The organism is Salipiger sp. HF18 (assembly GCF_011806505.1).
GTDB classification, from domain to species: Bacteria; Pseudomonadota; Alphaproteobacteria; order Rhodobacterales; family Rhodobacteraceae; genus Salipiger; species Salipiger thiooxidans.
This window is the reverse complement of record NZ_JAATOS010000120.1, coordinates 1-10631: the sequence shown is the minus strand read 5'-3', so window position 1 is coordinate 10631 and position 10631 is coordinate 1. Positions and strand designations below refer to the sequence as shown.

Genomic DNA, 10631 nt, shown 5'->3' with positions numbered 1-10631 from the left:
CCCTGCTGGCCGCGATCCCCGAGGGCAGCATCGAGCAGGCGCCGCCCCACCTCACCCCCGGCAAGCAGGTGTCCTTCGAGTCCATGGGAGTCGAGAACATCCGCGGCGAGGGGCGCTACATCCGGCGCGGCGTGACCTTCCGGCTGCCCCCGGACTGGCTGCTGCTGGCTTCGCAGAAGGCACGGATGCGTCTGCTGTATCGCTACGACACCGGCCTGCCCGAAGGCTCGCTGATGCTGGTCAAGGTCAACGGCACCACGGTCCGCCTGCTGCCGCTCGACCTGCCGGAGGTGGCGGGGCAGGTGCTTCCCGTCCTGCCGGTCGACTTCGGCGCGGCGCTGCTGAACCCGGGCCTCAACCGCATCGACTTCGAGGCGCTCATCCCCGGCGATCCGCCGGACAGCGCCTGCGAGCCGCGCAGCACCCCGGCCTTCGAGATCTCGACCCGCCCCACGGTCTACGTCCCCGACTCGCCCGCCATGAGCCTGCCCGGGATCGAGCGGGTGATGGCCAATCTCGAGCCGTCGGGCATCACCATGACCGACACCGCGCGCGCCCGCCTGCCCGAGGGGCTGCTGCCGCAGATCGCAGCGCTCTACGACCGCGAGGGCAGCGACGAGGACAACGACGCCGTGCGCCCGGGCTTCGGCCTGACCATCGCCACGCCGCGCGACATCTCGCTGCTCGAGGGCACGCTCGCCAACGACCAGCTGGCGGCGATGCGCATCGTGCTGACCGCCCCCGCCGCCACCGCGCCGGTGGAGGAGGAAGAGCCCGACGCCTGGGAGCAGGTCGAGGCCAACGGCTGGCTCAAGGCGGTGCTGAACCCCGACCGCCTGTTGCGGCTCCCGCGCGAGATCGGCACCGGGGTCGAGGCGCTCTGGCGGGGCGAGGCGCCGCCGCTCGAGGAATGGCTCGCCACCCGCGAGGGCGAGGCGGTGCTGCTGCAGCCCGATCCCGACGCTCCCGCGCAGGCGTGGCTGATCCTCGGCGCGCAGGCCGACCCGCAGCGCATCGTCGAGACCCTGGCCAAGGCGCGCTGGTCGATCGACGGCCCGCGCGGGCAAGTGTCTCTCTATTCTCAGGAGCTTGGCTGGCAGAACTGGATTTCTCCGCAGCGTCGGCTAGTCTTGCATGAGAGACTTTCATTGAAAAACCTGAGGGCGGTGGCAGGGAACTTCGCAAGCTCTCAACCGTGGTCTTTCATTGCGATCATTATGGCATTCACCCTGTGTTCAGCAATCGTCGGCATGATTATTGCCGTGCTGGCTCGACGGAGAAACTGATGAAACGAAGGGCCATATTGGCCGGGCTCGGCACCCTGGCCGGGCTTTCGATGGCCACAGCACCCGGCGCCTGGGCGCTCGGACAGGTAGATCCCGTGCAGCTCAAATCTGTCTGGACGGCATGGCGGGACGCCAATCTCGATGTCACCGGGCGCGTTGTCGACCAGCTTCAGCGCAATGCCAGCCACTCCGAGGGGCAGGGCTACGGCATGCTGCTCGCGGCGCTCGCGGGCGATGCCCGCGCCTTCGCCGAGATGGAGAACTGGAGCCGCATCAACCTCGCGATCCGGCCTGACAACCTGATGGCCTGGCGCTGGATGGCGGACCAGCCCGAGCGGGTGCCGGACACCAACAACGCCAGCGACGGCGACCTCTTCCGCGCCTGGGCGCTGCTCAAGGGGGCGGAACGCTTCGGCAATGCCGAGTACCGCACCCGCGCGGGCCAGATCACCCGCGATCTCGTCGCCAATTGCGTGACGGCGCACCCGGGCACCGGTCAACCCCTGCTGCTGCCGGCGGTGCACGGGTTCCAGACCCCGCAGGGCCTCATCTACAACCCGTCCTACGCGATGCCGCTGGCGATGACCGAACTGGCCGAGGCTTTCTCGGAACCCGATCTTTCCGCCGCCGCGTCGAGCGGGCTCGCGGTGGCCGAACAGCTCGCCTACGGCGGCGTGGTGCCCGACTGGGTCGAGATCACCGCCTCGGGCGTGCGCTCGGCGCAGGGCTTCTCGTTCGACGCGGGCTACGAGGCGATGCGGGTGCCGCTGTTCCTGGTCTGGTCGGGCCACGGCTCGCACCTCGCGGTGAGGCGCTATGCCGAGGCGCAGCGTGGCGCCCCGCGGGGCGAGGTCGCGACGATCATCAGCCGCGACGACGGCTCGATCCAGACCACCAGCCACAACGCCGGCTACGCGGCGGTCGCCGCGCTCGCCGACTGCGCGACGCAGGCCACCGTGGGCTCGGGCATCCCGCCCTACGTGCCGTCCGATCCCTATTACCCCGCCACGCTGCACCTCTTCTCCATGATCGCGCAGATGGAGGCCGAACCGCGATGCCTTCCGATATGACCTTCCGCACCCTTCTCCGCCCCGCAGCGCTCGTGATGGCGCTGGTGCTCTGTCCGCTGGTCGCCGCCGCGCAGGAGCCGGACGAGCGCGACCTGCAGGCCCTGCGCTTCTACATGAACGAGAACAACGAGCAGGCGATCCAGTCCGAGCTGCGGCGCCTGCAGATCCAGTTCCCGGCCTGGACGCCGCCCGCCGACCTTGATGCGCTCGACGAGACGGTGCCCTCCGAGGCGATCGAACGGATCTACAGCCTCATCGCCGACGAGGATTACGCCGGCGCCCGCGAGGCCATCGCCGACACCGGGCGAGAGTACCCCGACTGGTCGCCGTCCTCCGACCTGCTGACCGCCCTGTCGCTGGCCGAGTCGCAGTCCGAGTTCAATCAGGCGGTGCTGGCGGGCAACCGCCAGGCGGCGATCCGCATCGCCCGCTCGACCCCCGCGCTGCTGAGCTGCGAGCGGGTCAACAACGCCTGGCAGCTGGCCGAGCAATACGAGGCGCTTGGCGATGCAGCCTCGGCGCTGGTCGTCTACCGCGGCATCGCGGGCAGCTGCACCGATGTCGACGTGCTGATCGCGACGCTCGAGAAATCCGCGGCCTCGGCCAACGCCACGCAGCTGGCCGAGCTCGCCGATACCATGCGGGTGCGGGTTCCCGATGCCGAAGGGCGGCTCTCGGTGGTCGAGAACCGCCTGCGCGCGGGCCTCGGGGCCGATCCGCGCGAACTGCCCGGCGTGCCGCTGAGCAACGCGCCGCTCACCGCGCTCGAGGTGCCGCTGGCGCCGACGCCCGAGGTGCGCCCCTCGGCGCGGCCTGCGAACCTCGGCGTGGTTCCGGTGCGCCGCAGCGCCCCGGCCTCCACCGGCGCGAGCAGCGGTAGCGGCAGCGGGGGAGGCGGAGGCGGAGGCGCGGTCTCGCCCAGCGTCGCGCGTGCCGCGCAGGCCGGCGACTGGCAGACCTGCCTCGCGCTCACCGCCAATGCCCGTGCGGCCGAGGATATCTCGCAGCGCGGCTGGTGCGCCTTCAACGCCGGTCGCCCGATGCAGGCGCTCCGCGACTTCCGCAGCGCCACCGCCAACGCCCGCAACGCCACGCTGCGCCGCGACTCGGCCTATGGCATGGCGTTGACCATGATGCGCCTGCGCATGGTCAACGAGGCCGCCGCCGTCGCCGCCAGCACCGATTTCACCTATGACCAGCGGCTCGAGGTCGAATCCGAGATCCTCGATGCCCGCGGTGTCGCGGCCTACAACCGCGGCGAATACCGCCGCGCCATCGGCTATTTCAACGAGTACGAGCGTCTGACCGGCCGGGTCCGTCGCGACCTCGCCATGCTGCGCGGCTACGCCTACCTGAACTCCGGTCAGAAGGCCAAGGCCGCGGCGGAGTTCCAGCGCCTGCACGACCAGCTCGCCACGCCAGAAACCCGCGCGGCGCTGTCGACCGCGCTGCGCTAAGGGACCTCAGGCGGGGCCGTCCCGGAAGGCGGCCCGCCGCGGCGCAGATCCGTGCCGCTGGCCGCGCGCTGGTCTCTATTTTCAGGAAATCCACGACCTTGCGGCCGGATTGGTGCGGGTGGAGGGACTTGAACCCCCACGCCTTGCGGCGCCAGAACCTAAATCTGGTGCGTCTACCAATTTCGCCACACCCGCATGATGCCGCGCAGATCTAGCAAAGCGCCGGGGCCATGGCGAGTGGAAAATGTTCCGTGGAAGAACGTGGGACGTTCACGGAATCTCCTCCGGTGCCGGCACACAACAGGGTGGCAGAAGGGATCAGGATTGCGCCCATGTCCCCCACGCCCGGACGGAACGACGCAGCCCTCACGAAACTCCCCGCGTCAGCGCCCGGCGTCAATGCGCTGGTCGCGGGCGCCATCGTCCTGACCACCGGCGGGGCGCTGCCGGAGAAACATTCGGCTCCCGGCGATAGGGTCATCACCGAGGACAGCGGTGCCGCGCGGTCTGCGCCACCACGCCACGCGGGCCGAGCGCATCGCGACCCGCGCGGGGGCGCTTGGTCATGCCCGCCCCGAGGCCGACGTCCTGCTGTCCGCGACGCAGAAGATTCTGCTGCGCGACTTGCGGGAGCGGGTCCTCGTCGGGGCCGAAAGGGCGCTGGTGCCGATCTCGCAACTCGTGGACGGCGAGGTCATTCGCAGTGTCGGGACGCATCACGCAACCTTTGTCGAACGGCTCTTCGACGCGCCGCGCATCCTGTATGCCGACCGGCTGGAGCTCGCCTCGGCCCGTCCCCGCCTGAGGGCTCAGCCTTGCGGCGTCATGTTGGGCCGTGCCCGGACGCGCTTCAGGCCGAGGTAGCGTTCGCGCAGGACGATGGCGACGCCCGAGGCGATCACCACCGACGAGCCGAGTATCATCTGGACCGTCGGCACCTCGGCGAAGAACGCGTAGCCGATGAGGATCGCGAAGAGGATCGAGGCGTAGTCGAAGGGCGCCAGCAGCGTGGCTTCGGCGTGGCGGTAGGCCGATGTCAGGCAGATCTGCGCGATCCCGCCGAACACCCCGGCGCCGACGAGGATCGCCGCCTCGGCCGGCGTCGGCACCACCCAGCCGAAGGGCAGGGTGAAGAGCGCAAGCACCGTCGAGGTGAGCGAGAAGTAGAAGACGATGGCCGAAGTCTGCTCGGTCCGCACCATGCGGCGGATGTGGATCTGCACCAGCGCGGTCAGCGTCGCCGAGGTCAGGATGAAGGCGACACCGACAAGCGCCGTGTCGTCCACCCTCGAGACGGTCAGCAGCGGCCAGAGCACCAGCCCGACGCCCAGAAGCCCGGTGCCCACGGCCGAGAGCCGGAACAGGCGCACCCGCTCCTTGAGCAGAACCGCGGCGAAGACCACGGTGAGCAGCGGCGCGGCGTAGCTGAGCGCTGTGACCTCGGGCAGCGGCAGCATGGTGAGCGCCGCGAAGTTGCAGCCCATGGCACCCACGCCGACCACGCCGCGCAGCACGTGCAGCTCGGGCCGGTTCGCCCGCAGCCCCGCGACCAGATCGCCGCGCCAGAGCAGCCAGACGATGATGACCGGAAGCGCGAAGAACGAGCGGAAGAACACCACTTCGCCCGTGGGGATCGCCGAGGCGGCCTTGACCAGCGAGGCCATGACGACAAAGAGAATGACGGCGGTGAGTTTCAGGGCGATGCCGCGCAGGGGGGACATGGGCTCTCCGGTATACCAATCGGGCCTTTGTGACCGCTCACGCGGGTGTGTGCAACTGCCGCTGGCAGGCCTTTGTCAGAGATCCCGCAAGGGGGGCCGCGGGGGCTCAGCCGGTCTCGCGGCAGTGGTTGCGGAAGGCGCGCTTCAGCATGTCGAGCTCGGCTCGCAGCAACGACATCTCGGCGCGGATGTCGTCGCCGAGCGCCTCGCCCGCGATTAGGGTGAAGCTGTCGAGCGTCTCGCCGCAGGACGCGTCCTGGATCAGGAAGGTCTGCACCCCGTCGCCCACCGCCTCGACCGGGATGGGGATCTCGACGACCCAGCGCCCCGGCTCGCCCGCCTGCGCCACCGTGACCCCGCGCACCGGCGCGCCGTTGAGGCTCACGGTGATCTCGGGCGGCGGCGCGTCCTTGCTGGAGGCCGCCAGAAGGCCCTCCCAGACGCCTTCGCGGAACAGGGTCTTGGTCAGGGCATAGGCGCTCATGGGGGACTCCGTCAAAGCTCGGCTCTCGGGCGGCGGCTGAAGGTGAGATCGCGCAGGATCACCTCGTTCATACCGGGGGTCTCGAAGATCAGGTCGAGCCACATGCGGTCCACGCGCTTCTCGTTGAGCTTGGTGTAGGCGAGGTCGAACTCGACGAGGACCTTGTCCTCGTGAAGCGGCAGCTCGCGCACGATCTGCTCGGTATTGGGGCCGTGGCGGATATTGAGGCGGGCGAAGATCTCGAGCGGTTTCTCCATCTCCACGATGGTGTCGACGCGGATCAGGTGCTTGCGCCTGAGGCCGTGGGTCGCGCTCTCGGGCAGGTCGATGGCAAGCGACAGGTAGCTGCCATCGAAGCGGAACACCTCGAGCCGCAGCCCGTAGGCGGCGAGGTCGGCTTCGCGCGTGTTGCGAAGCTGGCGCAGGGCGATCTCGGACCGGGGGCAGTCGTGGAAGAGCGTGACCTCGCAGCCAAGCTTTTCCTTGCTGGGCACCGAGGAGAGGCCGGGCAGGGGCAGCGGGCCGCGCCAGAGCTCGGGGCGCCAGGCCCAGTCGCTGTCCGGCAGGCGCGGAAAGGTCTGGTTGCCGAGCACCGGCAGCGCGAGCCGCCCGTCGGCGACGTGGATGAGCCGGTGGAGAGGCTGGCGGGGCCGGCGTGCCGCGGCCCGCTGGCGCCGCGGCCGCGGCAGGTCCTCGGTTTGGGCGTTGCGCGCCGCGGCCCCCCACCGCCGCAGCACCGCCGCCGATAGCGCGCGGCCGATCCACCCTTCGCCGATGCCTGCCATTGCCCTCGCCCGTGGCCCCGTGTCAGCGGCCGCCTTGTCGCTGGCGGTCCTTGCCAGTGTTATGACAAATCCCTGTGATGGAATAAACGGGCAAAGATCCCGCCCTGCGTCACTGGGTCAGGCCTGAGGGGCTCAGGCGGCCGATCTGCTCGTGCACGGCGCGGAGCATCGCGGCCCCGTCGGGCCCGGCAAGGACGCTTCCCTGCGGCGCGTAGAGCGCCAGCCCCACCATATGGCCGTTCTGCACGAAGGCGCCGCGCCAGTAGCGCGGGTCGCCGCCTTCGAGCAGGTCGCTGCCGCCGCCGGCGAGCTGCGCCACCACCAGCCCGTTGCGGGTGTCGCCGCGCACGAGCGTCTGACCGGCCTCCCGCGCCAGCATGGCGGGGGCGGGCAAGGTCGGCGTCGGGTCGAGCGTGCCCACGGTCACGGTGATCATCACCGGCGCCACGACGCGGCCGGTGGTCCCGCCCGAGAGGATGTTGCACGACGCGATGACGGCGAAGTCGCGGTCCTTGCGGCGCGAGAGGGTGACCGGGTCGATGCAGTAGCCCTCGGCCCCGGCGACCACCACGGCACCGTCGGCAAGCGCGGTCCGCGCCAGCGGGGGCGGGCCGCCGGTCCCGCTTCCGGGCGGCATGCAGCCGGCGAGGCAAAACAGAAGGATCAGCCCCGGCAGGCACCTCTTGCGGGTCATTGCGTGCGGTCTCCGATCCATCCCTGGTCCGGTACCGGATACCGAAGCCATTGCATGCGAACAAGAAAAGAATGGGCGGAGCTCGGCGCACCGTGGCGCCACCGGCGGTTTCCCCGCTTGCGGCACGGCAGCTTGCCGCCTAGACCGGAGGCGCGCGCCGGGCCCCCGGTGCCCCCTTGCGAGCCCGGGAGCGCGTGATGCCCTATCGTCCCTTTGCCCTGATGACCGCCGCTGCCGGGCGCACCGAGCTCTGGCGGCTGGTGCTTGGCATCGTGCTGGTGCTGGTGGTGACCTTCGGGCTTCAGCAGGCCTTCATGGCGCTGTCGGCGGCGCTGCTGCCCGACGATGCCTACTGGTCGATGATGGCCCAGATGCGGGCGGGCGACACGCCGCTGGGCATGCTGGTGCTGCTGCTCAACATGGGCGCCATGGGCGTGGCGGCGCTGTTCGCGGCGCAGCTTATGCACCGGCGCCGGGCGGTCAGCCTGCTCGGGCCGTGGACGCTGTTCGTGCCGCAGTTCCTGCGTTGCCTCGTCGCGGTGGGGGCGGTGACGCTGGCGGCGCTCGCGATGCCGCCCTGGCCGATGGCCGGCGAGATGACGCTGGCCATGCCCGCCGGGCGCTGGCTGGCGCTGCTGCCGGTCACCCTGCTGGCGCTGCTGGTGCAGACCGGCAGCGAAGAGCTGCTGTTCCGGGGCTACCTGCAATCGCAGCTCGGCGCGCGGATGGCGCACCCGGCGGCGTGGCTGGTGCTGCCCTCGGCGCTCTTCGCGCTCGGCCACTGGTCGCCCGACATGTACGGCGAGAACGCCCTGCTGGTGGCGCTCTGGGCCTTCGGCTTCGGCGTCGCCGCAGCCGATCTCACCGCCCGCACCGGCACGCTCGGCCCGGCGCTGGCGATGCACCTCGTGAACAACGTCGTGGCGATCGCCCTGATGTCGCCGCAGGGGGTGATGTCGGGGCTGGCGCTCTACCTGCTGCCCTTCGGCACCGGCGACGAGGCGGCGATGCGCGCGCTGCTGCCGCTGGACCTTGCCGGGATCCTTCTGAGCTGGCTTGCGGCCCGGCTCGCGCTCCGGGTCTGAGCCCGCGATTGCAATCCCCGGCTCGGGGGCATACATCACCGCCCAACACGAGGCCGTTAAGAGCGCAAGCGATGAACTGGATCACCAACTACGTCCGCCCCAGGATCAACTCGATCTTCTCGCGCCGCGAGTTGCCCGAGAATCTCTGGACGAAATGCGACGGCTGCGGGACGATGCTGTTCCACCGCGAGGTGACGGACAACCTCGGTGTTTGCACCAATTGCCGGCACCACATGAACATCACGCCGCGCGCGCGCTTCACGGCGCTGTTCGACGGCGGCATCTTCTCCGAAATCGACGTCCCCGAGCCGCTGGCCGACCCGCTGCATTTCCGCGATCAGAAGAAATACCCCGACCGCCTGCGGGCGGCCCAGAAGAACACCGGCGAACGCGAGGCGATGCTGGTCGCCACCGGCGAGATCGGCCGTACCCCGGTGGTCTGCGCCGCGCAGGACTTCTCGTTCATGGCCGGCTCAATGGGCATGTACGTCGGCAACGCCATCATCAAGGCGGCCGAAGAGGCGAAGAAGCTCAAGCGCCCGCTGATCCTGTTCTCGGCCGCCGGCGGCGCCCGCATGCAGGAAGGCATCCTGTCGCTGATGCAGATGCCGCGCACCACCGTCGCCGTGCAGATGCTGCGCGAGGCGGGGCTGCCCTACATCGTCGTGCTCACCCACCCGACCACCGGCGGCGTGACCGCCTCCTACGCGATGCTGGGCGACGTGCAGATCGCCGAGCCCAACGCGCTGATCTGCTTCGCCGGGCCGCGCGTCATCGAGCAGACCATCCGCGAGAAGCTGCCCGAGGGCTTCCAGCGCGCCGAGTACCTGCTCGAGCACGGCATGCTCGACCGGGTGACCGACCGACGCGAGATGCGCGGCGAGCTGGTGACCATCCTGCGGATGCTGATGGGCCTGCCGCCCGCCGTGCACGGCGACCTGCCGGCCCCCGAGGTCGACGCGGCGAAATGACGACGGAAGGGTCGGACGTCATCCTCGCGCGGATGATGTCGCTTCATCCCAAGATCATCGACCTCACGCTGGACCGGGTCTGGCGCCTGCTCGAGGCGCTGGACCACCCCGAGCGCAAGCTGCCTCCGGTGATCCACGCCGCGGGCACCAACGGCAAGGGCTCGACGCTGGCGATGATCCGCGCCGGCTACGAGGGCGCGGGCAAGGTCGTGCACGCCTATACCTCGCCGCATCTCGCGCGCTTCCACGAGCGCATCCGCGTGGCGGGCGAGCTGATCCCCGAGGCCGAGCTGAGCGCCGTGCTCGACGAGTGCTGGACCGCCAACGGCGGCGAGAGCATCACCTATTTCGAGATCACCACCTGCGCGGCCTTCCTCGCCTTTGCGCGCACGCCCGCGGACGTGACGCTGATGGAGACGGGCCTTGGCGGGCGGCTCGATGCCACCAACGTCTTCGAGCGCCCGGCGCTGACGGTGATCGCGCCGATCTCGCTGGATCACCAGCAGTTCCTCGGCGAGACGCTGGCCGCGATCGCCGGCGAGAAGGCGGGCATCCTCAAGCGCGGCGTGCCCTGCGTCGTCGGCCCGCAGCCGTCTGAGGTGATGGAGGTCATCGAGGCCCGCGCCGAATGGCTCGGCGCGCCGCTGCTGGCACATGGCCAGCACTGGCAGGTCTGGGAAGAGCGCGGCCGGCTGGTGTTCCAGGACGAGCACGGCCTCATGGATCTCCCGCTGCCGAACCTGCCCGGCGCGCACCAGATCGAGAACGCCGGCGCCGCGCTGGCGGCGCTGCGCCATCTCGGGCTCGGCGACGCGGCCTGCGAGGCGGCTGTGACCCGCGCCGAGTGGCCCGCCAGGATGCAGCGCCTGCGCCGCGGTCCGCTGGTCGAGTCCGCCCCGGGCGTCGAGCTCTGGCTGGACGGCGGTCACAACCCGGCGGCGGGCGAGGCGCTGGCGAAACACCTCGCCACCCTGCCGGAGCGCCCGACGCACCTGATCTGCGGCATGCTCAACACCAAGGACATCGCGGGCTACCTCCGGCCTCTGGCGGGCCACGCCGCGAGCCTGACCGCCGTCTC

11 protein-coding genes and 1 tRNA gene are annotated in these 10631 nt (G+C 70.4%); 7 read left to right on the top strand and 5 right to left on the bottom strand.

Going from position 1 to position 10631, the window contains the following annotated elements; all coding sequences use genetic code 11:
• The 3 genes from HC022_RS12195 to HC022_RS12185 form a co-directional block, all read left to right on the top strand.
• The coding region (locus HC022_RS12195) for a cellulose biosynthesis cyclic di-GMP-binding regulatory protein BcsB (protein ID WP_167452608.1) at positions 1–1286 on the top strand (1286 nt) is incomplete at its 5' end.
• Positions 1286–2356, top strand: coding sequence for a glycosyl hydrolase family 8 (locus HC022_RS12190; protein WP_040384612.1), 1071 nt, complete (start codon positions 1286–1288; stop codon positions 2354–2356). The genes HC022_RS12195 and HC022_RS12190, both read left to right, overlap by 1 nt.
• Positions 2341–3813, top strand: a complete 1473-nt coding sequence (locus HC022_RS12185; RefSeq protein ID WP_167452607.1) for a hypothetical protein — start codon at positions 2341–2343, stop codon at positions 3811–3813. The genes HC022_RS12190 and HC022_RS12185 overlap by 16 nt, the downstream gene beginning before the upstream one ends.
• Before the next feature lie 110 nt (positions 3814–3923).
• On the opposite strand, the gene HC022_RS12180 is transcribed toward HC022_RS12185, so the two are convergent.
• A tRNA-Leu gene (locus HC022_RS12180) sits at positions 3924–4008 on the bottom strand.
• 300 nt (positions 4009–4308) lie between these two features.
• On the opposite strand from HC022_RS12180, the gene HC022_RS12175 reads away from it, so the two are divergent.
• Positions 4309–4677 carry a Hint domain-containing protein gene (locus HC022_RS12175; protein WP_167452606.1) on the top strand — a complete coding sequence of 123 codons (369 nt, stop codon included), beginning with the start codon at positions 4309–4311 and terminating at the stop codon, positions 4675–4677.
• Here the strand turns inward: HC022_RS12175 and HC022_RS12170 are convergent.
• The 4 genes from HC022_RS12170 to HC022_RS12155 form a co-directional block, all read right to left on the bottom strand.
• Positions 4623–5534: a DMT family transporter gene (locus tag HC022_RS12170; RefSeq protein WP_008887272.1), complete on the bottom strand. Its 912-nt coding sequence runs from the start codon at positions 5532–5534 to the stop codon at positions 4623–4625. The genes HC022_RS12175 and HC022_RS12170 overlap by 55 nt on opposite strands.
• Positions 5535–5640: 106 nt before the next feature.
• Complete coding sequence (locus tag HC022_RS12165) at positions 5641–6018, bottom strand: hypothetical protein (protein ID WP_167452605.1); 378 nt, start codon at positions 6016–6018, stop codon at positions 5641–5643.
• Between the two features lie 11 nt (positions 6019–6029).
• Positions 6030–6803: a DUF6478 family protein gene (locus tag HC022_RS12160; RefSeq protein WP_167452604.1), complete on the bottom strand. Its 774-nt coding sequence runs from the start codon at positions 6801–6803 to the stop codon at positions 6030–6032.
• 109 nt (positions 6804–6912) lie between these two features.
• Entirely contained in the window at positions 6913–7497 is a 585-nt protein-coding gene (locus HC022_RS12155; protein WP_008887076.1) for a hypothetical protein, read from the bottom strand.
• Positions 7498–7694: 197 nt separating this feature from the next.
• Between HC022_RS12155 and HC022_RS12150 the strand changes: the two genes are divergently transcribed.
• The 3 genes from HC022_RS12150 to HC022_RS12140 form a co-directional block, all read left to right on the top strand.
• Positions 7695–8582 (top strand): CPBP family intramembrane glutamic endopeptidase, encoded by an 888-nt coding sequence (locus tag HC022_RS12150; protein WP_167452603.1) that lies wholly within the window; start codon positions 7695–7697, stop codon positions 8580–8582.
• A 71-nt stretch (positions 8583–8653) separates the two neighbouring features.
• Positions 8654–9553, top strand: coding sequence for an acetyl-CoA carboxylase, carboxyltransferase subunit beta (accD, locus tag HC022_RS12145; RefSeq protein ID WP_167452602.1), 900 nt, complete (start codon positions 8654–8656; stop codon positions 9551–9553).
• Positions 9550–10631: folylpolyglutamate synthase/dihydrofolate synthase family protein (locus HC022_RS12140; protein WP_167452601.1), on the top strand; the 1082-nt coding region annotated here is incomplete at its 3' end. The genes accD and HC022_RS12140, both read left to right, overlap by 4 nt.